This is a genomic window from Achromobacter sp. UMC46, assembly GCF_014170335.1.
Lineage (GTDB): Bacteria > Pseudomonadota > Gammaproteobacteria > Burkholderiales > Burkholderiaceae_B > Achromobacter.
In genome coordinates this window covers 86,704-108,382 of sequence record NZ_LZZS01000024.1, presented here as the reverse complement: position 1 = coordinate 108,382, position 21,679 = coordinate 86,704, and the positions used below count along the sequence as shown (strand labels likewise).

Genomic DNA, 21,679 nt, shown 5'->3' with positions numbered 1-21,679 from the left:
GCGATAGTTTTTCAATCATGGGTTGAGATAAACTCAACCCATGGCCGACCTTCCCACCCATACGCCGCCGCTTGCCGCCTTGCGCACCTTCGAAGCCGTCGCCCGGCTGGGCAGCCTGAGCCGCGCCGCCGCGGAATTGCATGTGACCAAGAGCGCAGTCAGCCATCAACTGCGCGCACTGGAAACCGACCTGGGCGTTGCATTGCTGCGGCGCGGCGGCACCGTGCGCCGCGCCGAAACCACCGAAGCCGGCGCCGATCTGCTGGTTTCCGTACAACAGGCGTTGACCCTTCTGGACACCGCCTGCCGCAATGCGCGGGCCACGGCGCGCGACCGCCGGCGCTACACGCTGAACGTGTCGGCCAACCCGTCTCTGGCCGCGCTGTGGCTGGCGCCACGCATCGGCCGCTTCATCGAATTGCATCCCGACATCGGCGTCCAGGTCTACCTGCACGCCAGCCAGGACCCGGCCTGGAAGGCGCAGGACATCGACCTGGCGTTCCTGCACGTGCGCACCCAGGGCCCGCATCTGGCCGAACCGGGCGACATTCCGCTGATGACCGAAACCGTCGTGCCGGTGTGCAGCCCCGCGCTGATCGCCGAGGCCGACCGCAACGACCCGCGCGCCTTCCTGCGCCATCGCTGGCTGGAGGAAAAGCACATCGACAGCCCCGAAACCGATTGGCGCACGTGGAGCGCCCGGCTGGGCCTGTCCGATGCCGACCGGCAGGCCCCGATGGTGCTGAGCGGCCTGAGCACCATCGTCGCGGCAGCCGCCGCCGGGGTCGGCATCGGGCTGGGCCGCGCGCCGCTGATCGACGAAGACCTGGCCAGCGGCCGGCTGGTGCCGCTGATGCCCCAGTTGCGCATGCCCGGCTCGTGGGGCTACGTGATGCGCCTTCAGGCCAACCGGCCGATGGACGCGTCGCTGCCCGCGCTGGTGGAGTTCCTGGCCGAAGAAGGGCGCAGCACTGGCGCATGGCAGGACGGGGCGCCGGTGACCGCCGAGCCGATATCGAGGATGCCGTGAATCTGATACGGAGACCGGCCGGCCTGGGCCTCGCCGCATCGCTGTTTTTCCTGCTGGGGCTGGCGGGCGAGGCGCCGGCGCAGACGCCGGCTCCGGCCGACGCCTTGTCCGACTGGGACGCCCACGGCCGCGCCGAAGGGTTGGCGAGGCCCGATACGCCCTGCCAGGACTTCCTCAAGGCCTTGGGCAAGAAGCCGGACTACGTCGAATACCTGGGGTGCGAGCAGGACGACGATTCCTACATCCAGCCCATGGAGGCCCGCTATCGCGTCAGCGGCGACGTTGCGGCGAAGATGGAAGCCTATCTGGGCCAGGCCTTCGGCATGCCGGCGCTGGAATACGTCTGCTGCGGTTGGGGCAATCGCGGGCCGTTCTTTTGGCGCGACGGGCCCGGCGGCGTCAACTACGAAGTCAGCATGGGCGTTGAAACGTTGCGGATCCCGCGCGACCAGTGGCAGAAGATCCCCAGCTTCAGCGTCCGGGTCGGCGTGATCAGGAAGAGTCCGTAGCAGACCGCAGCCGCACCCAGGCCTAGTCGCTCGTCAATTCCATGCTGCGCGTGACCTCTTCCTGCACGCGTTCCCAGATGGACCGTTTCAGCTCCACGAAACGCGGCGATAACTGCACGTCCGCGCTGCGCGGATGCGGCAGGTCGTTCTGGATGTCCTGCACGATGCGGCCAGGCTTGGATCCCATCACCGCCATGCGGGTGGACAAGGTCAGGGCCTCGTCGATGGAATGCGTGATGAAGACGATCGTCTTGCCGCTTTGCTCGTAGATCGACAGCAACTGCTCCTGCAGCACCTGCCGCGTCATCGCGTCCAGCGCGGCAAACGGCTCGTCGAACAGCATCACGTCGGGGTCGTTGGCCAGCACCCGCGCGATCGACACCCGTTGCTTCATGCCGCCGGACAACGCGTGCGGATACTTGTCGGCCGCTGCTTTCAGGCCCACCATTTCGATGTACTTGCGGGCGATCGGCGCGCGTTCCTGCCGGGACATGCCGCGCATCTTCAAGCCGAATTCCACGTTTTCCTGCACGGTGCGCCACGGGAACAGCGCGTACTGCTGGAACACCATGCCACAGGCGGCGGTCACGTCGGTGACGGTGCGGCCGTTGATGGCGACGGAGCCGGTGTTGGGCGTGATGAAACCCGCCATCAGGTTCAGCAAGGTGGACTTGCCGCAGCCGGACGCGCCCAGCAGCACCAGGAATTCGCCGCGCTTGACCTCCAGGTCGACGCTGTCCAGCACCGGCACGTCGCCATAGGACTTCGAGACGCCTTTCAGCTGGATCATCGTGTCGTTCATCGTTGCCATGCCAGCACCCATCGCTCAAGAAGCCGCAAACACAGATCGGTCACCAGCACGGTGAAACTGATCAGCACCATGCCCAGCACCACGGTGTCGGTCTGGAAGAATTCCTTGCCGTTCATGATCATGAATCCCAGGCCTTCCTTGGACGCCACAAGTTCGGCCGAAATCACACAGGTCCAGGACAGGCCCAGGATGATCTTCATGCCCGACAGGATCTGCGGCAGGCAGCCCGGGAACAGCACTTCGCGCATTACCTGCCAGCGGTTGGCGCCGAGGTTGCGCGCCGCCCGCACCAGCACCGGGTCGATGCTGCGCGACGCCTCCATCACATACAGCAGCGCCGGCACGAACGATCCCATGAACACGATGCTGTACTTTTGCGTTTCGGTGATGCCGAACCACAGCAGCGACAGCGGGATCCAGCTCATGGAAGGCAGCGGACGCAGGAACGAGATGATGGGGTCGAACACCGCGCGGGCCACCTTCGACGTGCCCAGCAGGATGCCCAGCGGAATGGCGACGACGACCGCGGCCAGGAAGCCCACCATCACGCGGCGGGTGGAGGCCAGCACGTTGTAGAACAGGGTGCCCTGGTCGGACATCGACAAGGCCCGCGCCAGGACTTGCGACGGCGCGGGCAGGAAAATGGGGTCGACCGCGCCGGCGCGGCACAGGCCTTCCCACAGCAACAGGAAACCGAGAAGCGAAAACACGCTGATCCAGATCAGCCGTGTTTCCCTGGCAGGCGAACGCGAAGACATAGGCGAACGTCCCGCGCTTACAGCGACGGCGCCGGCAGGTACGAGGCCTGGACCCAGTCCTTGACCTGCGGCGCCTTGTCGATCTGCTTCAACGTCACCAGCATCTCGGCCAGTTGCTGCATGCCCGCGACGAAGTTGCCCGGCTCGACCATCAGCCCCTTCTGGTCCGCGGCGGAATACCACTGCGTCTGCTTGATGACGGCCAGTTGCTCGTCCTTGGACAGGCCGGTCAGCTCCAGCAGCACGCCGGCAGCCTCGTCGGGCTGGCCGGTCAGCATGGCGTTGGCCTGGAAGATGGCGTGCAGGAATTTCTTCACGGCCTCGGGGTTCTCGCGCCCCAGCTTGGCGTGTGTCAGCAGCACGTCCGGCCCGGGGGTGATGGCGTACTGCTTGTAGAGCGAGAACGCGGTGTCGTCCAGCAGCACATGCGTGCCCGGCACGGCCTTGATGCGGTCGAAGGCCGGCGTCCACGCCACCGCCGCGTCGACCTGCCTGCCCTGATAGGCGGACAGCAGGTTGGTGGCGGGAAGATTGATGATGGAGACGTCGCGATCCGGGTTCAGGCCGGCCTGGCGCAGCACGTCCAGCAGCAGCACATGGGCGCTGGACGCATAGGTCACGCCGATCTTCTTGCCCTTCAGGTCTGCCACCGATTTGACGTCTTCGCGCACCAGCACGCCTTCGGCGCGGCCGAAATTGTTGGGCGTGGCGATCACCTGGAACTGGCGCGCGCCGGCGGCCATCAGGGCCAGCGACGACACGACGCCGGTGCCGGCCAGGTCGATGTTGCCCGCCATCACGGCGCTCATGCGGTCGGACGACGTGGCGAAGCTCTGCCACTTGATGTCCAGGCCCTGTTTGGCGAACAGGCCCGTCTTCATGGCGATGTAGGCGGAATAATGGCCCAGCCAGGCCGAGCCGCCATAGGTGTACGAGGCGCTGGCGGCACGGCCGACCATGGGAAAGCCCAGGGCGCTGGCGCCCGCCAAAGCTGCGGTGCGCACCAGCATGGCGCGGCGAGTCATGTTCATATTTTTCCCCTACTGGAATGTAGATTGACCGATAGATGTCATGTCGCCGGCACTCTGGGGTGCGGCAGGCCAGACTGTCACCCGGTAGCCGCCCTGCGGCGTGAATATAAGGAGCGGCGATGGTCAAAATTCGCCGCGCTTAAGCAATCCGCCCGGGCGGCCGGCATTTCATCGGCGGCTTTATTAAGTATTCGCGCTGCTTATATTGCGGCGGCCGCGAACGGGCAGGTTCACACTCGCGGCACTTGTCCTTGGAGCCTTGTCCGTGAAAAGTTTTGACGTGATCGTGATTGGTGCCGGCGTGATCGGCAGTTCGGTAGCCTTCCATCTGGCCGAGCTGGGCGCAAAGCATGTGCTGGTGCTGGACCGGGCCACGATCGGCGCCGGCACGACATCCCAGTCGTCCGGTATCCTGCGCACCCACTATTCCGTGCGCGAGAACGTGGAACTGGCTCAGCGGTCCTGGAACGTGTTTAACAATTTCGCCAGCTACGTGGGCGACGACGAAGCGTCCTGCGGCCTGGTCAAGTGCGGCTATCTGATCAGCGCGGCCGACAACGACAAGCTGGAACCCTTGCGCGGCGCGCTGGCGCAGCAGCGCGCGCAGGGCATCGCGCTGGAACTGCTGAACGCTGCCCAGGCGCGCGAGCTGCTGCCCATCGCCTCGTTCGATGACGCGGCGCTGATCGGCTTCGAGCCCGAGGCCGGCTTTGCCGACGCTTACCTGGTGGCCACCAGCTTTGCGCGCGGGGCGCGCCGGCGCGGCGTGACCATCCGCGAAAACGTCGACGTGCGCAACCTGCTGGTCGAAGGCGGCCGCGTGGTGGGTGTGTCCACCTCCGAAGGCGACTATGCCAGCCCGCTCGTGATCAGCACGCAAAACATCTGGACGTCGGAACTGGCCGTCTGGACCGGCGTGGCGATGCCTGTCGCGCCGGAGCGCCACGCGGTGCTGGCGTTGGAATGCGAGGCCGCGCCCTACACGTATTCGATGCCGGTCTATAAAGACCTGGCGTCCCCCGGCATGCTGTATTGCCGCAGCTACGGCGGCAACCAGATGCTGGTCAGCGAGGGCATCGTGGGCGAGGCCCTGCAAAAGAGCGACGCCGAACAGGGCGATATCCCGCTGGACTACGTGGCGGAAGTGGGCGAGCAGGTGGCCGCGCGCTTCCCGGCCTATGAGACCGCCGGACTGGCGTCGTCCTGGACCGGCGTGTATGACGTGACGCCAGACTGGAACCCGGTGTTGGGCCGCGTGCCCGGCGTGCAGGGGCTGATCGTGGGCTTCGGCTTTTCGGGCCACGGCTTCAAGTTGTCGCCGACGGTGGGCCGCGTGCTGGCGCAGGAGGCGTTGGGGCTGGCGACCGACGTGTCGCTCAAGCCCTACGACATCGGCCGTTTTGAACGCGGCGCGCTGCTGACCGGGAAGTACGGCCTTGGCGCCGTCTCCTGACCGTATGCGTATCGCGCAGGCCGATTGGCAGGGCTTGCCGTCCGAGCCGTGGAAGAACGGCGGCGGCGTCACGCGCACGCTGGCCGTGGATGCGCAGGCGCCGCCGCGTTGGCGCATCAGCATCGCCGACATCGAGCGCGACGGCCCGTACTCGCGGTTTCCGGGCCATGACCGCGTTTCGGTCGTGCTGTCGGGCGAAGGCGTGGTGCTGCAAGGCGGGGGCGAGGGGCTCGTCTTGCTGCCTGGCGTGCCGACGGCCTTTGCCGGCGACGTCGCTTTCCAGTCCCGTTTGCTGGGCGGCCCGGTGCGGGTCTTGAACCTGTTCGTGCTGCGCGGCGCGGCCCAGGCCACCGTGTCCTGTTCCGGCTGGGGGCAAACCGTGCCGCTTGCCTTGGCCGCGGGCTCGCTGGCGCAGGGCGCCGGCGCAGCGCAGGTGTTCGGCTTCACCGTCGAGGGAGGCGGCGGGCCGTTGCGCGAGGGCCGGGCGGATGCCGTGCAGCTGGACCTGCGCGTGGCTGCGCCCCGCATCGCCTGACCTGCCGTTTCCCCGCACCCGGTGGCGGGGCAGTCAATGAATCCTTACTTCAGGAGTGTTCGCATGAAGGTATTAGCCGCGGTCAAGCGCGTCGTCGACTACAACGTCAACGTGCGCGTCAAGGCCGACCAGAGCGGCGTGGACATCGGCAACGTCAAGATGTCGATGAACCCGTTCGATGAAATCGCCGTCGAGGCGGCCGTGCGCTTGAAAGAGCAGGGCGCGGCGGCAGACGTGGTCGCCGTGTCTTGCGGCACGGCGTCGTCGCAGGAAACGCTGCGCACCGCGCTGGCGATCGGGGCCGACCGGGGCGTGCTGGTGCAGACCGACGCGGCGCTGCAGCCGCTGGCCGTGGCCAAGCTGCTGCGCGCCGTCGTGCAGCAGGAGCAGCCCGCGCTGGTGATCCTGGGCAAGCAGGCGATCGACGACGACGCCTGCCAGACCGGGCAGATGCTGGCCGCGTTGCTGGGGTGGCCGCAAGCCACCAATGCCAGCGCCATTGCCATCGACGGCGGCATGGCGCGCGTGACCCGGGAAGTGGACGGCGGCCTGGAAGTGCTGGAACTGGCGCTGCCGGCCATCGTCACCGCCGACCTGCGGCTGAACGAACCGCGCTATGTCACGCTGCCCAACATCATGAAGGCCAAGAAGAAGCCCCTGGACATCCTGACGCCCGAGGCGCTGGGCGTGGATCCGGGTTCGCGCCTGGAAACGCTGCGTGTGGAAGAACCCGCCGCGCGCGCGCCCGGCGTCAAGGTGGCGGACGTGGCGGCGTTGATCGACAAACTCAAGAACGAAGCAAAGGTGATCTGATGACGGTTCTGGTTATTGCCGAACACGACAACCGCGCATTGGCCGGCGCTACGCGCAACGTTGTCGCCGCCGCAGGAAAATTGGGCGTGCCGATCCACGTGCTGGTGGCCGGCGCGGGCGCGCGGGCGGTGGCGGACGCCGCAGCACGCATCGCGGGCGTTGAGAAAGTGCTGCTGGCCGACGCGCCCCATTTGGGCGACGGCCTGGCTGAAAACCTGGCCGCGCAGGCGGTGGCGGGCGCAGGCGGCTATACGCACCTGTTCCTGGCCGCCACCACGCAAGGCAAGAGCGTGGCGCCGCGCGTCGCCGCTTTGCTGGACGTGGCGCAGGTGTCGGACGTGGTCGAGGTGCTGTCGGCCGATACGTTCAAGCGCCCCATCTACGCGGGCAATGCGATCGCAACGGTCAAGAGCGGCTATCCGGTCGTCGTGGCGACGATCCGCCCGACCGCGTTCGACGCGGCACCGGACGAGGGCGGCAGCGTGCAGGTGGACACGGTGCCGGCCGTAGCCGATACCGGCCGGGCGCGTGTCCTCAGCCGCGAGCTTGCGGTGTCGGAACGTCCGGAACTGGGAGGCGCGCGCGTGGTGGTGTCGGGCGGGCGCGGCCTGGGCAGCGCCGAAAACTTCAAGTTGCTGGATCCCTTGGCCGAGAAATTGGGCGGGGCGCTGGGCGCATCGCGCGCGGCAGTGGATGCCGGCTATGCGCCCAATGACTGGCAGGTGGGGCAGACCGGCAAGATCGTGGCGCCGGCGCTGTATGTCGCCGTCGGGATCTCGGGCGCCATCCAGCATCTGGCCGGCATGAAGGATTCCAAGACCATCGTCGCCATCAACAAGGACGGCGACGCGCCGATCTTCGGCGTGGCGGATTACGGGCTGGTCGGCGATCTGTTCGAAGCCGTTCCCGCCTTCACGGCAGGGCTATGACGCAGCCTTGACGCCCCATCGGCGCAACAGCGCATCAGCGCCGCATGCTGCGCCACAACGTGGCGGGCGGCAGCCCCAGGGCCGGGGCGATGTCTTTCTGGATCAGGCGTTCCACCGCCATCAGGATCACGTCCCGCGCCTCGGTGGGCAGCTTGCCCACCTCCTGCTGGCGCGCCGCCAGATACAGCGTGCGCGACAGGCTGGGATCGTCGCTGCGCGCGACGCCCAGGTAGGGCGCCAGCGGCAGGACGCGCAACTGGTCCACGAAGTGGCGCGATTGCCAGATGCACAGCGGCGTGCTGATCGCGAAGCCGATGCCGGCCGTGACCAGGCTGAGCAGCGGATCGGTATTGTCGAATTCAAAGGTGCGCTCGATCATCACGTCGTGCGATTCGAGCAGGCGGTCGATTTCGGCGCCGATGAACGAACGCGCGCTGTAGCGGATGAACTGCGTGCGCTTGCCCAGTTCCTTCAGCGTATCGATCTTGTCCATGTCCATCGTGCGCGGCACGATCAGCACATAGGGTTCGCTGAACAGGCTGATTTTCTTGATGGTGGGCTTGCCGGCCACGGCGCTGGTGGTGACCACCAGGTCCAGCTGCCGGTCTTCCAGCTGCTTGTCCAGCACGGGCGTGATGCCCGACCACAGCCGGATCTGGCGCGATGCGCCGGACAGGCCGTGGATCAGCGTGGGCCCCAACGTGCCCGCGAAGGAATCCACGCAGCCGAAGCGCACGATGTTGCGTTTGGCCCGGCTCAGGTTGCGCACGCTTTCCGTCATGTCGCCCGCCTGGGCCAGCAGGCGCGCGGCGTGGTCGAACAGCAGTTCGCCGGCGGGCGTGGGCCGCGCCGGCCGCGTGCTGCGGTCCAGCAGTTCAGTCGACATCGCGCCTTCCAACTGCTTGATCCGCTGCGATACCGCGGCTTGCGACAGGCCCAGCAAGCGCGCCGCGCCGGAAACGGACGCGGCTTCCACCACCGCCACCCAGGTCAGCAGCAGGCTCCATTCCGGATAGTTTTCCGTCGTGCTGAACGAAAATCGGTTCATCGCCTGAGGTGTCCTGGGCAGAGGGGGGAGGCGGGTCAGCGCTGGCGCGCCGTGGTCTGCCGCAGGGCGGCCTGGACCATGCCTTCGACCACCGGGATGACCTTGCCGGCCAGGTCGGCGCGCCAACCATAGGGGTGGGTTTCGTCCATGTAGGTGGACTGGCACATTTCCAGCTGGATCGCGTGGATGTTGTCGGCCGGCGCGCCATAGTGGCGCGTGATGTAGCCGCCCTTGAAGCGGCCGTTGATGGCCCAGGTGTAGTCGGTGCAGACGTCCAGCTGCTGCTTGACCGCCGCCAGGATGTCCGGGGCGCAAGCGGCGCCGTCGGACGTGCCGATGTTCAGGTCGGGCAGCTTGCCCTCGAACAGGCGCGGCAGCACGCTGGCGATGGAATGCGCTTCCCACAGCAGCACTGTGCCGTGCTCGGCCTTGATGCGGTCCAGCTCTTCGCGCAGCTTGGCGTGATACGGCTGCCAATAGGTTTGCAGGCGATGCGCGCGTTCGGCGTCCGTCAGCACGGCGTCGTTCTGGTAGAGCGCGTCGCCGCGGAACGTCTGGGCCGGGCACAGGCCGGTCTTGGTCTGGCCGGGGTAAAGGCTTTCATCGTTGGGCGGGCGGTTCAGGTCCACCACATAGCGCGAATAGCGCGCGCCGATCACGGACGCGCCCAGCGCCTGGGCGAATTGGTACAGCGTGTCCAGATGCCAGTCGGTGTCGCCGGACTGAAGGCCCAGCGGCGTCATCTGCGCGCGCTGCGTGTCGGGGATCTGGCTGCCCAAATGGGGGATGGAGATCAGCAGCGGGGCGGTGCCGCGGCTGAAGTGATAGATGTCGCTCAAGGGAAAACTCCGGGTAACAAAAACGGTGCGCTGCGGGATTAGGCGCAGTAGACGGGCATGGGTATCGCTTGCATGCTAGGCAGCGCGGCCCGTCCTGGCAATTGCATCAGTTTAATGGATGTTGATGATCAGGCTGGGTGATGCAAAGGGCCGTGGGCAATTCGGTGAAATCCCGGCCAGGTCGCATAGCACGTGTCCGAGCCCTCGGTGTTTTCCCGAGGAAGCGGCTTTTTTCTTGTGTCAGTACTAACCACTAGCCGGCGCCGCATGCCCCCGTGCAGAGCGCCCGGTAAAACCCTTGCGTATAACCCTGAGGAATAGCCCAAGCACTTCAAGGACTTTGACGCCATGGTGTCCCGCTTCTAGTCTGCAGTCACGCCGTACCTCCGACTGCAAATTTCGAATGCCGCCAGCGCGCGGCGCACAAGGGAAGTCATGAAACGTCCTGTACACCTCGCCCTGACGGCCGCGCTCCTGGTGGCCTGTAGCACCGGCCTGGCAACGCCGGCGCAAGCGCAAGAGCGCCCCGTGCTGCGCGTCAGTTCCGGCGCCGCGGACAACGCCACGCTCGACCCCCACCGCGCGACCTCCACCGCGGACAAGGGCGTGGCCGCGCAGATGTTCGATGCGCTGGTGCAGTTTCCGGCCGGCAGCGCGGATCCCAAGGCGTTGGAGCCGGACCTGGCCGAACGCTGGGAAGCGTCCGCCGACAGCAAGGTGTGGACGTTCCACCTGCGCCACGGCGTCCAGTTCCATGGCGGCTACGGCGAGTTGAAAGCTGAAGACGTGGTCTATTCCATCCAGCGCGCGGGCGACCCCAACCGGTCCAGCTTCGCGGCCGCCTTCGCCATCATCGACAAGGTCGACGCGCTGGACGACTACACCGTGCGCTTCACGCTGAAGTACCCCGACGCGACCTTCCTGGGCCGCGTCTCGAACTATCACGGCGGCAACATCGTCAGCAAGAAGGCCGCCGAGAAGCTGGGCGACAAGTTCGGCGCCGCACCCATCGGCACCGGCCCATTCGCCTTCGGCGAACACGTGACGCAGCAGTATGTGAAGCTGGTGGCCAACGACGCGTACTTCCGCGGCAAGCCCAAGCTGGGCGGCATCCTCTACCGCATGATCCCGTCGGACAGCGCGCGCGAACTGGCCTTCACGTCGAACGAGATCGACGTGATGCAGGGCAAGCGCGAACAGCGGTGGGTTGAACGGTCGGCCAAGCGCGGCATGAAGGTCGATATCTTCGAACCGGCCGAATTCCGCACGCTGCATCTGAACCGCAACGTCAAGCCGCTGGACAACCTGAAGGTGCGCCAGGCGGTCGCCGCCGCGATCAACGTCGACGAGATCGTGCGCTATGCGGGCAAGGACGTGGCCGACAAGGGCTGCTCGGTGGTGCCCAACGGCTACCTGGGCCAGGACTGCAGCGCGGGCGCCTACGCCTACGACGTGGAGCGCGCCAAGAAGCTGCTGGCCGAAGCGGGGTATCCCAACGGCGTCGAGATCAAGTCCGTCGTGTCGAACATCTCGGCGCAGCAGCCCATCATGGAAATCGTGCAGGCGCAGCTGGCCAAGGCCGGCATCAAGCTCAATATGGAAGTGGTGGACCACGCCACCTACCAGGCCAAGAGCCGCCAGGACCAGAGCGGGCTGGTGTTCTACGGCGCGGCGCGGTTCCCCAACGCCGACACCTACCTGACCGAGTTCTACGACTCGGCCGCCGCCATCGGCGCGCCCGGCGCGATGTCGAATTTCTCGCATTGCTCGGTGGCCGACGACGCGATCCGGCAGGCTCGGGTGGAACCGAATGCGCAGAAGCAGCTGGCCTTGTGGAAGGACGCGCAGGTGAAGATCCATGACGACGTCTGCGCGGTTCCGTTGTTCGGCCTGAAGCAGGTGTGGGCGCGGGGCGACCGCGTGAATTATGGCTACGCCTTGAAGGGCGCGCTGAACCTGCAGCCGCCCGTCACCGAACTGACGACGGTGACCGCGCCCTGATCCGCGCCCCGGCCGTCACTGCCCCTTGAGCACTTCGCGGGAGACCTGCGCGGCCACGTCGCGGGCTTCTTCGACAAACGCCTCGACCAGCGCCGCGTTGCGCGACGTGTGCACGCGGCACAACTGGAAGTGGAACAGCAGCTCCGGATCAAACCGCCGCAACACCATGCGGCTATGCAACCCTTCGGCGAACAACGGATGAATCAAGGAAACCCCCAGCCCCGCCGCGACGAACTCGCAGGCCGTCGGCGCCGTGTTGGTGTCCAGCACCACGTTCAGTCGGGCGCCGGCCTGGCCGAACGCCTGGCGCACCAATTCGTGCGTCTGGCTGTCTGCGCCGAAGGACACGAACGGCAAGCCGCTCAGATCGTGCGGCCGCACCACGCGCTTGCGCGTCAGTTCGTGGTTCGGCGGCATGGCGCAGAACAACGGGTACTGGAACAGCGGCTCGCGGTCGATGTAGGGGTTGTCGACGCGGCTGCCCACCAGCGCCACGTCGATGTGGCGGGTGGCCAGCCAGTCCGCCAGGAACAGCGACCCGCGGCTTTGGATCGACACGCGCACATCGGGATGCCGCTTCAGGAACTGCATGGTCACGCGGCGGATGAACGGGCCGGCCAGCGCGGGCAGTACGCCCACGTTCAGCGTGCGCTGTTCGTCGCGGCGGATCGAATCGACCGCTTGCTCGACTTGGCGCAGACCATTGAAGACGCGGTCGATCTCTTCGTACAGCCGCATGCCTTGGTTGGTCAGCGCCAGCTTGCCGCGCACGCGGTCAAACAGCGCCAGGCCCGTCTCGGCTTCCAGATGCGACAGCAGCTTGCTGACCGCGGGCTGCGACACGCCCAGCGCGACGGCCGCCTGGCTGGCGGTGCCGTGTTCGACGACGGCCTTGAACGCCTCGATCTGCCGCAAGTTCAACGTCTGATTCATGCCATAACCTGTTTTGATGGAAACCCGTTTTCCTGTCGCAAAGGTTATAGCGCCGGATTCGCCCGCACAAGAAGGAATCGCCATGCGCCAGGACTTTGACGTCATCGTGGCGGGCGCCGGGATGGTTGGCGCCGCGATCGCCTACGGGTTGGCGGGGCAGGGGCGGCGCGTGCTGATGCTGGACGGCGCCGATACCGATTTCCGCGCGGCCAAGGCCAATTTCGGGCTGGTCTGGCTGCAAGGCAAGGGACACGGCCATCCCGCCTATCAGCGCCTGTCGCATCTGGCGGTGCAGGCCTGGCCGGACTTCGCGGCCGCCCTGGAAGCCGACAGCGGCATGACGCTGGCTTACGAACGCCGCGGCGGACTGCATTTCTGCCTGAGCGACGCCGATCTCTCCGCCCGCGCGGCGCGCCTGGCCGCCTGGCACGCGCAAGCGCCGGAACTGGCGCCCTGTACGCAGTTGCTGGAGCGCGGCGAACTGCTGCGCCGTTTCCCGACGATGCGCCTGGGGGCGGATGTGGCGGGGGCGAGCGTCGGCGGCATGGACGGGCACGTCAACCCGTTGCGGCTGCTGGCCGCGCTGCAAGCCGCGTTCTTGACGCGCGGCGGAACCCTGCTTAACCGGCATGCCGTCACCGCCATCGACGCCTTGGCCGGCGGCGGTTTCACCGTGCGGGCGGGCAGCTTCCAGGCGCGCGGCGAACGCGTGGTGATCGCCGCGGGCCTGGGCTCGGCCGCCCTGGGAGCGATGGTCGGGCTGGACGTGCCGCTGCGGCCCCAGCGCGGCCAGATTTTGGTCACCGAACGGCTGGCGCCCCTGCTGCCGGTCCCGGCCAGCGGCATCCGCCAGACTGCCGAAGGCACCGTCATGGTCGGCCTGACGCAGGAAGAAGTCGGATACGACCTGGGCACCACCTCGGCCGCCGCGGTGCGCATGACGCGCAACGCGCTGCGCATCCTGCCCGATCTGGCGCACGCCAGGCTGGTGCGGCACTGGTCCTGCCTGCGGATCATGACGCCCGACGGCTGCCCCGTTTACGCAAGTTCTCCTCTTCACCCCGGCGCGGACATCGCGCTGTGCCATTCGGGCGTGACGCTGGCCTCATTCCATGCCGGGCCCTATGCCCGCGCATTGGCCGGCGGCGCGCCGCTCGACACCTTGGATGCCTTTCACCATGAGCGTTTCAATGTTCAGAAAGCTGCATGAGTCCGGCGCGCCAGCGCTGACACTCACGATAGACGGCCAGCCCGTCGCCGCCGAGCCCGGCGAAACCGTGGCGGCCGTGCTGCTGCGCCAGCAGACGGCGGCCACCCGGACCACTCCCGTGCATGACAGTCCGCGCGCGCCGTTTTGCATGATGGGCGTGTGCTTCGACTGCCTGGCCATCGTCGATGGCGTGGCGTCCACCCAGACCTGTCTGGTCACGGTGCGCGACGGCATGCGCGTGGAACGCCAGTTCGGCCGCCGGAGCGTCCTGCCATGAAGCGAGAATTCGACGTAGTGGTGATCGGCGCGGGCCCCGCCGGCATGAGCGCGGCCATCGGCCTGCGCGGCCAGGGCCTGTCGGTGCTGGTGGTGGACGAGCAGCCCGCGCCCGGCGGCCAGATCTGGCGGGCGGTCGAGGCCGTGGCCGATACCCCGGCGGGCCAGCTGCTGGGCAGCGAGTACCGCGCCGGCGCGGCGCTGGCGCGCGCATTCCGCGACAGCGGCGCAACCTATCAGCCGCAGACGCAGGTCTGGCAGATCGAGCCTGGCTGGCATGTGTACATGACGCAGGCCGGGCAAGCCGAAGCGGTACGCGCCGATCGCATCGTGCTGGCGCTGGGCGCGCAGGAGCGGCCTGCGCCGTTTCCGGGCTGGACCCTGCCGGGCGTCTTGACGGTGGGGGCGGCGCAGATCCTGTTGAAGACGTCGCGCCAGGTGCCGGCGGAACCGGTGTGGGTGGCGGGCAGCGGGCCGTTGCCGCTGCTCTACATGGCGCAGCTGCTGCGCGCGGGCGGCAAGGTCGCCGGGTGGCTCGACACCTCTCCGCCGGGCGGATGGCGCCGGGCGCTGCCCTGGGCCGGCGCGGCGCTGGCGGGGCGGGCTGATATCGCCAAGGGCTTGGCGTGGCTGCGCGAGATCAAGGCCGCGGGCGTCAAGCGCGTGCGCGGCGTCACCGCGGTGCGGGCGTTGGGCGAAGGACGCTTGCAGGAAGTGCAATACACCGATGCGGATGGCAAGACGGCGCGTGCGCCGGCCAGCGTGCTGCTTTCGCACGAAGGCGTGGTGCCGTCCATCCACATGACCCGCGCGCTGGAGTGCGACCATTCCTGGAACGCGCAGCAGTTCTGCCTGGTCCCGGATCTGGACGAATGGGGCCAGACCAGCCGCCCCGGCGTCTACGTCGCGGGCGACGGGGCAGGCATCGGCGGCGCGCAAGCCGCTTGCGTGCGAGGCGAGCTTGCCGCGATCGGCGTGGCCAGGGATGCCGGCCGGCTGACGCCGCAGGCCGCGGCGGCAAAGGCCGCGCCGTTGCGCGATAAGCTGGCGTCGCTGCTGCGCCTGCGTCCGATGCTGGACGCCATGTATCCGCCAAGGCCCGCCATTTTTTCGCCGCCCGACGACACCATCGTCTGCCGCTGCGAAGAGCTGACGGCGGGCGATATTCGCAAGGCCGCGGCCATCGGCCAGCCCGGCCCCAATCAGATCAAGTCGTACACGCGCGCCGGCATGGGCCCGTGCCAGGGCCGCCAGTGCGGCTACACGATCGCGCACATCATCGCGGCCGAACAGAACCGGCCGGTGGCGGAAGTGGGGTTCTACCGTATCCGTCCGCCGCTCAAGCCCTTGACGCTGGGCGAACTGGCGTCGCTGGACATCGAGGAAAAGCAGCCATGAGCGCGCGCACTTGCGATGTGATCGTGATCGGCGGCGGCCTGCACGGCCTGTCGGCCGCATTGCAGATGGCGCGCCAAGGCAAGCGGGTGGTGGTGATCGAACGCCATTGGGTCGGCCGGCACGCCTCGGGCGCCACGGCGGCCGGCGTGCGCACGCTGAACCGCGACCTGGGCGAACTGGACCTGTCACTGGAGGCGATGGACATGTGGCATGACATGACGTCGCTGGTCGGGGACGACTGCGGCTTTCACGCCAACGGGCAGATCTGCGTGGCCGAAACGCCCGCGGCGCTGGCCGCCCTGGAAGCCCGCGTCGGCGGCTTGCGCGCCAGCGGCTACACGCACGAGGAACTGATCGGGCCCGACGAGTTGCGGCGGCTGCTGCCCGAACTCAGCCACCATTGCCTGGGCGCGTCGATCGCGCGGCGCGACGGTGCTGCCGATCCGCACCGCGCATTGCGCGCGTTCCGCCACAGCGCCGAAGCCGCCGGCGTGACGATCATCGAACACTGCGGCGTGACGGGCCTGGCGCGCGCCGGCCAGGATTGGTGCGCGCAGACCGACGCCGGCGCCTGGACCGCGCCGTATGTGGTCAACGCGGCCGGCGCCTGGTCGGCCCGCATCGCGGCCATGGTGGGCGACGACATCCCGCTGGCGACCAAGTCGTCCATGATGATGGTCAGCGAACGCTTGCGCCCCTTCATCAAACCCGTGGTGGCCATCATGGGCCGATCGCTGTCGTTCAAGCAATCCGACCAGGGCACGCTGGTGATCGGCGGTGGCCTGCAAGGCATTCCCGACCTGGACCGCGAGACGTCCACGGCGCGGATGCAGGTGCTGGCCAAGGGCGCGCATGCCGCCACCGACCTGTTCCCGGCTGTGCGCGATATCCGCATCGTGCGCGTGTGGGCGGGCCTGGAGGCGAAAACGGACGACATGCTGCCCATCGTCGGCCCGTCGCCCAACGCGCCGGGCGTGTTCCATGCCTTCGGTTTTTCGGGGCACGGCTTCGAGCTGGTGCCGGTGGTCGGCGCCGCGCTGACCGACCTGGTGGTCAGCGGGCAGACCCGCCGCGCCATCGGCAACCTGCAAGCCCGGCGCCTGATGCGGGCGAAGGGCGCCGCGCCGGAGCAATCATCATGATGCGCTACGCTATCAAGCGGCTGCTGCTGGCCATCCCGACGCTGTTGGCCATGCTGACGGCCGTCTTCATCCTGGTGCGGCTGGTGCCGGGGGATCCTGCCGCGGTGATGCTGGGCGATCAGGCCAGCGCCGAAGCCCTGGCCGCGCTGCGCTTGCGCCTGGGGCTGGACCTGCCCACGCATGTGCAGTACCTGCGCTTTCTGGGCGATATGCTGACGGGCAACTTCGGCGTGTCCATGGCCAGCGGCCGTACCGTGCTGCAAGAGGTGTCGCTGGTGTTGCCCTGGACGCTGCAGCTGACGGCGGCGGCCATCGTCATCGGCGTGGCGTTCGGCCTGCCGATGGGCATCTGGGCCGCGCTGCGCCGCAACGCCTGGCCGGATTACCTGGGCCGCCTGCTGTCCCTGACCGGGCTCTCCTTTCCCGCCTTCGTGTCCGCGATCCTGATGCTGCTGGTGTTCGCCATCCAGCTGCGCTGGTTCCCGGTCATCGGCGCCGTCGGCTCGGGCGACTGGGCCACGCAATTGCGCGGCCTGGCGCTGCCCGCCTTCAACCTGGGGCTGATCATGATGGCCTACGTGATGCGCGTCACGCGCTCATCCATGCTGGGCGTCATGGGCGAAGACTACGTGCGCACTGCGCGGGCCAAGGGCGTGCGCCCGATGCGGCTGATCCTGCGCCACGGGTTGCGCAATGCGCTGATTCCCATCGTGACCGTGGTGGGCCTGTACTTCGGAACGCTCATCGGCAACTCGGTGCTGACCGAGATCGTGTTCAACCGGCCGGGCCTGGGCAAGCTGATCCTGGGCGCGCTCAACAGCCGCGATTACACGCTGCTGCAAGGGCTGATGGTGGTGTTCGCGTCGTGTGTGATCGTCGTCAATCTGCTGACCGACCTGGTGTACGGGCTGGTCGATCCCAGGGTGAAATACAAATGAGCGCTGTCGCCGCTATCCCCTCGTCGCGTCCCAATGCCCTGTGGCAGGCATTGTCCAAGAACCGCTTGTCGTGGATCGGCATCGGCCTGCTGCTGCTGATCGTGCTGGCCGCCGTGTTCGCACCGTGGCTGGCGCCCCACGATCCCTTGCAGCAGAACATCGCCTACCGGCTGGAGCCGCCGTCGGCGGAGTTCTGGCTGGGCACCGACAGCTACGGGCGCGACGTGCTGTCGCGGTTGATCTACGGCGCCCGCGTATCGCTGCTGGTGGGCTTTGTCGCCATCCTGATCGCCATGTGCATCGGTTCGGCGCTGGGCATCCTGGCGGGCTATCTGGGCGGCCTGGTCGATCAGCTGATCATGGGCCTGGTCGACGTCCTGCTGTCCTTTCCCACCTTGCTGCTGGGTCTGATGGTGGCCGCCATGCTGGGCGCCAGCCTGGAAAACCTGATCATCGCCATCGCCATCACCGAAATCGCGCCGTTCGTGCGGGTGGCGCGCGCGCCCACCATCGCCTTGAAGCAGCGCGATTTCGTCGAGGCGGGCAGGGCGCTGGGCTACGGGCCGATACGGTTGATGGGCGTGCACATCCTGCCCAACATGGTGTCGGACGTGGTGGTGCTGGGCTCGCTGTGGATGGCCTCGGCCATCCGCACCGAAGCGTCGCTGAGCTTTATCGGCCTGGGAGTGCCCCCGCCCGCGGCCACGTGGGGCAGCATGATCCGCGAGGGCTTCGAGAACATCCTGGACGCCTGGTGGCTGACGGTGTTTCCCAGTGTCGCGATCCTGTTGACCGTCCTGGCGCTGAATCTGCTGGGCGACGCCCTGCGCGATGCCATTGATCCCAAGCTGCGTTCGGAGCGTTCATGAATCCCCAGACGAACGGCCTGTCCGATTCCCACGTGCCGGTGCTGGAGCTGCGCGACCTGCGTACCGAGTTCCGCGTAGGCGGCGCCTGGCATGCTGCGGTACGCGACGTGTCGCTGCAAGTCGCGCGCAACGAAACACTGGCGATCGTCGGCGAATCCGGCAGCGGCAAGAGCGTGACGGCCTTGTCGGTGCTGCGCCTGTTGCCGGAAGCCGGCGCCCGCCACGGCGGCGGCCAGATCCTGCTGGATGGCGCCGACCTGTCGACGCTGTCCGAAAAGCAGATGATGAAACTGCGGGGCGAGTCCATCGCGATGATCTTCCAGGAGCCGATGACGTCGCTGAACCCCACGATGACGGTGGGCGACCAGATCGCCGAGGCCATCCGCCAGCATCGCCGGCTGCCGTGGGCAGAGGCGCGCCGGCTGGCGCTGGCCGTGCTGGAAGAAGTGAAGATCCCGGCCGCCGCCAAGCGTTTCGGCGACTATCCGCACCAATTCTCCGGCGGCATGCGCCAGCGCGTCATGATCGCGATGGCCTTGGCGTGCAAGCCCCGGGTGCTGTTGGCCGACGAGCCGACCACCGCGCTGGACGTCACGATCCAGGCGCAGATCCTCACGCTGCTGTCCGACCTGAAGGCCGCGCACGGCATGGCGGTGCTGTTCATCACGCACAACCTGGGCGTGGTGGCGCAGATCGCCGACCGCGTCGCGGTGATGTATGCAGGAGAGGTCGTTGAGACCGCCGACGTGCAGACGCTTTTCGCCAGGCCCACGCACCCTTACACCGAGGCGCTGCTTCGGGCGATGCCGCGGGTGGACGCCGACAGCGCGGTGCTGGAATCCATTCCCGGCGGGGTGCCCGCCATCACCGCGATGCCGAAAGGCTGTGCGTTCGCGCCGCGCTGCCGGCTGAAGGAGGCGCGCTGCGAAACCGAGCGGCCTGCGCTGACCCGTATCGGCGCGTCTCACCAGGTGCGCTGCGTGGTGCGCGCCGAACCGCATGGGGGCAAGGCATGAGCGATCTTCTGCAGGTGCGCAACCTGGTCAAGCGCTTCGAGATCGGAGGCGGTTGGCTGGGGGGCGAAAAACAAGTGGTGCGGGCGGTCAACGACGTGTCGTTCAGCGTTGCGCGGGGACAGTCGCTGGGGCTGGTGGGGGAGTCCGGCTGCGGAAAATCCACCGTGGCGCGCACACTGCTGCGGCTGATCGAGCCGGACGAGGGCAGCATCCTCTTCGACGGGGTGGACGTCCGGCAGGCCGGCGCCTCCGCCATGCGCGCACTGCGCCGGCGCATTCAGATCGTGTTCCAGGATCCGTATGCGTCGCTTAACCCGCGGCGCACCGTGCGCCAGGCGCTGTCGGAACCGCTGTTCGTCCACAAGCTGGGCGATGCAAGGCAGATCGCCGCCAAGGTGGATCAGGCCATCGGCGAAGTGGGGTTGCCGGTTTCGGCGCTGGACCGCTATCCGCATGAATTCTCGGGCGGCCAGCGCCAGCGCATCGGCATCGCCCGCGCGCTGGTGCTGGACCCCGAACTGATCGTGGCCGACGAGCCGGTCTCGGCGCTGGACGTATCGGTCCAGGCGCAGATCCTGCAACTGCTGGAACGCCTGAAGCGCGACCGCGGCCTGTCGTTCGTGTTCGTCTCGCACGACCTGGGCGTGGTGCGCCATTTCTGCGACACGGTCAGCGTGATGTACCTGGGCCGCATCATCGAGCACGGGCCCACCGCGCAGGTGCTGGACCGCCCATTGCATCCGTACAGCCGGGTCTTGCGGGATTCGTCGCCCGTGCCGGATCCGGCGGCGCGCATCCGCTTGCTCAAGATCGAAGGCGAAATCCCCGCTCCCACGCATTTGCCGCCGGGGTGCACGTTTCATCCGCGCTGCGCGCGGGTCCAGGCGGACTGCGCCCAGCGGGTGCCAGTGTTGGAATCGATGGGCGGGGGGCGGTCGGCGGCCTGTTTCCATCCGCTGGTCGAAGCGGCCGCGGTGACAGTCTAGGCGCGGGGCCTGGGCCGCGCGCCGGCGTCAGCCCGCGATGCTGCGGTTGCTGCTGTCGCGCACGACCAGATGGGGCGGCAGCCGCACGCTGTCCGGCTGGCCGCCGGCCAGCTTCTGCAGCAGCAGCGCAAGGCCCAGCCGGCCCATCTCGTGCATGGGCGAATGGATCGTGGTCAGGCCGATGGGCAGCGCGCCCGCAAGCGGCGTGTCGTTGTAGCCCACGATGGCGACGTCGCGGCCGGCTTCCAGGCCCTGGTCGCGGGCGGCGCCCATGACGCCGACGGCCAGGAAGTCGTTGACGGCGAAGATCGCGGTGGGGCGGTCGGCGGGCGACAGCAGCCTGGCCCCGATGTCGCGGCCGGCGTCCGTGTCGAACGGGCTTTCGATGCGCCAGTGCGCCGGCACGTCCAAGCCGTGCTGCGCGCAGTACGCGAAGAAGCCCTCGGAGCGGTCGCGGCCGGTGCTGGCGAACGATTCGCCCACCATCACGGCGATGCGCCGGTGGCCCATGTCCAACAGGTGCTTGGCCGCCAGCCGGCCGCCTTCCCGGTCGTCGCAGGTGACCGCGCAATGGTGGTCGGCATGGCGGCTGACCAGCACGAAAGGCACGTCGCGCCGCGCCAGTTCGGCCAGCAGCGGATTGGGCGTCGCATTCTCGGGCGCGCTGTGCGCATCGCCCAGGATCAGGCCGTCCACGCGGCGCGCCAGCGCCATGTCGATCAACTTGCGTTGCTTGTCGGGCTCGTCCTGCGTGTTGGATACGAAAGTCAGGTAGCCGTGCTCGGCGGCGGCCTCGTCGATGCCTTCGTAGATGGTGGCCAGCACCATGTCCGACAGCCGGGGCACCAGCACGCCGATCGTGCGGCTGCGCCGCGTCTTCAGGCTGGCCGCGTGGGGGTTGGTTTGGTATTGCAATTCGGCGGCAAGCGCCCGGATGCGTTTCACCGTGTCCGGGGCCGCTGCGCCGCGCGCATCGTCTTCGGATCCGTTCAAGACCCGGGACACGGTTGAAACGTTCAACCCGAGCTCCCGCGCCAGGCTTTGCAGCGTGACAGGGCGCGTTCTATTCATGGGGCTGGAGGATACACGCGGAAATAGCGCAGCAGGGCGTATCCCGGCAACCTAGGGTTTTCACTGAATCGATTTTTGGAATC

General features: G+C 67.7%; 22 protein-coding genes. 15 read left to right on the top strand and 7 right to left on the bottom strand.

Annotated features, from left to right (window positions below; all coding sequences use genetic code 11):
* Positions 1 to 40 precede the first annotated feature (40 nt).
* Both A9973_RS17890 and A9973_RS17885 read left to right on the top strand, forming a co-directional pair.
* Positions 41 to 1,030 carry a LysR substrate-binding domain-containing protein gene (locus A9973_RS17890; protein WP_183015063.1) on the top strand — a complete coding sequence of 330 codons (990 nt, stop codon included), beginning with the start codon at positions 41 to 43 and terminating at the stop codon, positions 1,028 to 1,030.
* Complete coding sequence (locus A9973_RS17885) at positions 1,027 to 1,539, top strand: DUF4952 domain-containing protein (RefSeq protein ID WP_220805557.1); 513 nt, start codon at positions 1,027 to 1,029, stop codon at positions 1,537 to 1,539. The genes A9973_RS17890 and A9973_RS17885 overlap by 4 nt, the downstream gene beginning before the upstream one ends.
* Positions 1,540 to 1,561: 22 nt before the next feature.
* Here A9973_RS17885 and A9973_RS17880 read toward each other — a convergent pair whose 3' ends face one another.
* From A9973_RS17880 to A9973_RS17870, 3 genes are read right to left on the bottom strand one after another with little or no spacing between them, the layout of a single operon-like run.
* Positions 1,562 to 2,350, bottom strand: coding sequence for an ABC transporter ATP-binding protein (locus A9973_RS17880; RefSeq protein ID WP_183015061.1), 789 nt, complete (start codon positions 2,348 to 2,350; stop codon positions 1,562 to 1,564).
* A complete protein-coding gene (locus A9973_RS17875) occupies positions 2,338 to 3,108 on the bottom strand; it encodes an ABC transporter permease (RefSeq protein WP_183015060.1) in 771 nt (256 codons plus the stop codon). The genes A9973_RS17880 and A9973_RS17875 overlap by 13 nt, the downstream gene beginning before the upstream one ends.
* Before the next feature lie 17 nt (positions 3,109 to 3,125).
* Positions 3,126 to 4,139: an aliphatic sulfonate ABC transporter substrate-binding protein gene (locus A9973_RS17870; protein ID WP_183015059.1), complete on the bottom strand. Its 1,014-nt coding sequence runs from the start codon at positions 4,137 to 4,139 to the stop codon at positions 3,126 to 3,128.
* Positions 4,140 to 4,404: 265 nt separating this feature from the next.
* Here A9973_RS17870 and A9973_RS17865 point away from each other — a divergent pair, with 265 nt between their 5' ends.
* From A9973_RS17865 to A9973_RS17850, 4 genes are all read left to right on the top strand, one after another.
* The gene (locus A9973_RS17865; protein ID WP_183015058.1) at positions 4,405 to 5,592 is read left to right on the top strand and encodes an FAD-binding oxidoreductase; all 1,188 of its coding nucleotides are present in this window, start codon (positions 4,405 to 4,407) and stop codon (positions 5,590 to 5,592) included.
* 4 nt (positions 5,593 to 5,596) lie between these two features.
* Positions 5,597 to 6,127 (top strand): HutD family protein, encoded by a 531-nt coding sequence (locus tag A9973_RS17860; RefSeq protein WP_183015057.1) that lies wholly within the window; start codon positions 5,597 to 5,599, stop codon positions 6,125 to 6,127.
* Positions 6,128 to 6,190: 63 nt separating this feature from the next.
* Positions 6,191 to 6,940, top strand: coding sequence for an electron transfer flavoprotein subunit beta/FixA family protein (locus tag A9973_RS17855; protein WP_183015056.1), 750 nt, complete (start codon positions 6,191 to 6,193; stop codon positions 6,938 to 6,940).
* Positions 6,940 to 7,869 (top strand): electron transfer flavoprotein subunit alpha/FixB family protein, encoded by a 930-nt coding sequence (locus A9973_RS17850; RefSeq protein ID WP_183015055.1) that lies wholly within the window; start codon positions 6,940 to 6,942, stop codon positions 7,867 to 7,869. Before A9973_RS17855 ends, A9973_RS17850 begins: the two co-directional genes overlap by 1 nt.
* A 34-nt stretch (positions 7,870 to 7,903) precedes the next feature.
* On the opposite strand, the gene A9973_RS17845 is transcribed toward A9973_RS17850, so the two are convergent.
* Positions 7,904 to 8,917 (bottom strand): LysR family transcriptional regulator, encoded by a 1,014-nt coding sequence (locus A9973_RS17845; RefSeq protein WP_183015054.1) that lies wholly within the window; start codon positions 8,915 to 8,917, stop codon positions 7,904 to 7,906.
* A 35-nt stretch (positions 8,918 to 8,952) separates the two neighbouring features.
* Positions 8,953 to 9,756, bottom strand: coding sequence for an N-formylglutamate deformylase (gene hutG, locus A9973_RS17840; RefSeq protein ID WP_183015053.1), 804 nt, complete (start codon positions 9,754 to 9,756; stop codon positions 8,953 to 8,955).
* Between the two features lie 435 nt (positions 9,757 to 10,191).
* Here hutG and A9973_RS17835 point away from each other — a divergent pair, with 435 nt between their 5' ends.
* On the top strand, positions 10,192 to 11,757 hold the full coding sequence (locus A9973_RS17835) for an ABC transporter substrate-binding protein (protein ID WP_183015052.1): 1,566 nt from the start codon (positions 10,192 to 10,194) through the stop codon (positions 11,755 to 11,757).
* 15 nt (positions 11,758 to 11,772) lie between these two features.
* Here A9973_RS17835 and A9973_RS17830 read toward each other — a convergent pair whose 3' ends face one another.
* Positions 11,773 to 12,690, bottom strand: a complete 918-nt coding sequence (locus A9973_RS17830; protein ID WP_183015051.1) for a LysR family transcriptional regulator — start codon at positions 12,688 to 12,690, stop codon at positions 11,773 to 11,775.
* Positions 12,691 to 12,772: 82 nt separating this feature from the next.
* Between A9973_RS17830 and A9973_RS17825 the strand changes: the two genes are divergently transcribed.
* Genes A9973_RS17825 through A9973_RS17790 form a run of 8 tightly spaced genes read left to right on the top strand, consistent with a single transcriptional unit; the run spans position 12,773 to position 20,525 of the window.
* The gene (locus tag A9973_RS17825) at positions 12,773 to 13,900 is read left to right on the top strand and encodes an FAD-binding oxidoreductase (protein ID WP_183015050.1); all 1,128 of its coding nucleotides are present in this window, start codon (positions 12,773 to 12,775) and stop codon (positions 13,898 to 13,900) included.
* A complete protein-coding gene (locus A9973_RS17820; protein ID WP_183015049.1) occupies positions 13,881 to 14,177 on the top strand; it encodes a (2Fe-2S)-binding protein in 297 nt (98 codons plus the stop codon). Before A9973_RS17825 ends, A9973_RS17820 begins: the two co-directional genes overlap by 20 nt.
* Complete coding sequence (locus A9973_RS17815; protein ID WP_183015048.1) at positions 14,174 to 15,574, top strand: NAD(P)/FAD-dependent oxidoreductase; 1,401 nt, start codon at positions 14,174 to 14,176, stop codon at positions 15,572 to 15,574. The genes A9973_RS17820 and A9973_RS17815 overlap by 4 nt, the downstream gene beginning before the upstream one ends.
* A complete protein-coding gene (locus A9973_RS17810; protein ID WP_183015047.1) occupies positions 15,571 to 16,716 on the top strand; it encodes an FAD-binding oxidoreductase in 1,146 nt (381 codons plus the stop codon). The genes A9973_RS17815 and A9973_RS17810 overlap by 4 nt, the downstream gene beginning before the upstream one ends.
* The gene (locus A9973_RS17805; protein WP_183015046.1) at positions 16,713 to 17,654 is read left to right on the top strand and encodes an ABC transporter permease; all 942 of its coding nucleotides are present in this window, start codon (positions 16,713 to 16,715) and stop codon (positions 17,652 to 17,654) included. The genes A9973_RS17810 and A9973_RS17805 overlap by 4 nt, the downstream gene beginning before the upstream one ends.
* Positions 17,651 to 18,523, top strand: a complete 873-nt coding sequence (locus A9973_RS17800) for an ABC transporter permease (protein ID WP_183015045.1) — start codon at positions 17,651 to 17,653, stop codon at positions 18,521 to 18,523. The genes A9973_RS17805 and A9973_RS17800 overlap by 4 nt, the downstream gene beginning before the upstream one ends.
* Positions 18,520 to 19,539, top strand: coding sequence for an ABC transporter ATP-binding protein (locus A9973_RS17795; RefSeq protein ID WP_183015044.1), 1,020 nt, complete (start codon positions 18,520 to 18,522; stop codon positions 19,537 to 19,539). The genes A9973_RS17800 and A9973_RS17795 overlap by 4 nt, the downstream gene beginning before the upstream one ends.
* Positions 19,536 to 20,525 (top strand): ABC transporter ATP-binding protein, encoded by a 990-nt coding sequence (locus A9973_RS17790; RefSeq protein ID WP_183015043.1) that lies wholly within the window; start codon positions 19,536 to 19,538, stop codon positions 20,523 to 20,525. The genes A9973_RS17795 and A9973_RS17790 overlap by 4 nt, the downstream gene beginning before the upstream one ends.
* 27 nt (positions 20,526 to 20,552) lie before the next feature.
* On the opposite strand, the gene A9973_RS17785 is transcribed toward A9973_RS17790, so the two are convergent.
* The gene (locus A9973_RS17785; RefSeq protein ID WP_183015042.1) at positions 20,553 to 21,596 is read right to left on the bottom strand and encodes a LacI family DNA-binding transcriptional regulator; all 1,044 of its coding nucleotides are present in this window, start codon (positions 21,594 to 21,596) and stop codon (positions 20,553 to 20,555) included.
* Positions 21,597 to 21,679 lie beyond the last annotated feature (83 nt).

Bases quoted from the DNA above. Each gene is read 5' to 3' on its own strand.
- A9973_RS17805 (WP_183015046.1), top strand. From the start codon at position 16,713: ATGATGCGCTACGCTATCAAGCGGCTGCTGCTGGCCATCCCGACGCTG.
- A9973_RS17875 (WP_183015060.1), bottom strand. From the start codon at position 3,108: ATGTCTTCGCGTTCGCCTGCCAGGGAAACACGGCTGATCTGGATCAGC.
- A9973_RS17810 (WP_183015047.1), top strand. From the start codon at position 15,571: ATGAGCGCGCGCACTTGCGATGTGATCGTGATCGGCGGCGGCCTGCAC.
- A9973_RS17880 (WP_183015061.1), bottom strand. From the start codon at position 2,350: ATGGCAACGATGAACGACACGATGATCCAGCTGAAAGGCGTCTCGAAG.
- A9973_RS17845 (WP_183015054.1), bottom strand. From the start codon at position 8,917: ATGAACCGATTTTCGTTCAGCACGACGGAAAACTATCCGGAATGGAGC.
- A9973_RS17835 (WP_183015052.1), top strand. From the start codon at position 10,192: ATGAAACGTCCTGTACACCTCGCCCTGACGGCCGCGCTCCTGGTGGCC.
- A9973_RS17795 (WP_183015044.1), top strand. From the start codon at position 18,520: ATGAATCCCCAGACGAACGGCCTGTCCGATTCCCACGTGCCGGTGCTG.
- A9973_RS17825 (WP_183015050.1), top strand. From the start codon at position 12,773: ATGCGCCAGGACTTTGACGTCATCGTGGCGGGCGCCGGGATGGTTGGC.
- A9973_RS17860 (WP_183015057.1), top strand. From the start codon at position 5,597: ATGCGTATCGCGCAGGCCGATTGGCAGGGCTTGCCGTCCGAGCCGTGG.
- A9973_RS17830 (WP_183015051.1), bottom strand. From the start codon at position 12,690: ATGAATCAGACGTTGAACTTGCGGCAGATCGAGGCGTTCAAGGCCGTC.
- A9973_RS17815 (WP_183015048.1), top strand. From the start codon at position 14,174: ATGAAGCGAGAATTCGACGTAGTGGTGATCGGCGCGGGCCCCGCCGGC.
- A9973_RS17800 (WP_183015045.1), top strand. From the start codon at position 17,651: ATGAGCGCTGTCGCCGCTATCCCCTCGTCGCGTCCCAATGCCCTGTGG.
- A9973_RS17855 (WP_183015056.1), top strand. From the start codon at position 6,191: ATGAAGGTATTAGCCGCGGTCAAGCGCGTCGTCGACTACAACGTCAAC.
- A9973_RS17820 (WP_183015049.1), top strand. From the start codon at position 13,881: ATGTTCAGAAAGCTGCATGAGTCCGGCGCGCCAGCGCTGACACTCACG.
- A9973_RS17870 (WP_183015059.1), bottom strand. From the start codon at position 4,139: ATGAACATGACTCGCCGCGCCATGCTGGTGCGCACCGCAGCTTTGGCG.
- A9973_RS17790 (WP_183015043.1), top strand. From the start codon at position 19,536: ATGAGCGATCTTCTGCAGGTGCGCAACCTGGTCAAGCGCTTCGAGATC.
- A9973_RS17785 (WP_183015042.1), bottom strand. From the start codon at position 21,596: ATGAATAGAACGCGCCCTGTCACGCTGCAAAGCCTGGCGCGGGAGCTC.
- A9973_RS17850 (WP_183015055.1), top strand. From the start codon at position 6,940: ATGACGGTTCTGGTTATTGCCGAACACGACAACCGCGCATTGGCCGGC.
- A9973_RS17890 (WP_183015063.1), top strand. From the start codon at position 41: ATGGCCGACCTTCCCACCCATACGCCGCCGCTTGCCGCCTTGCGCACC.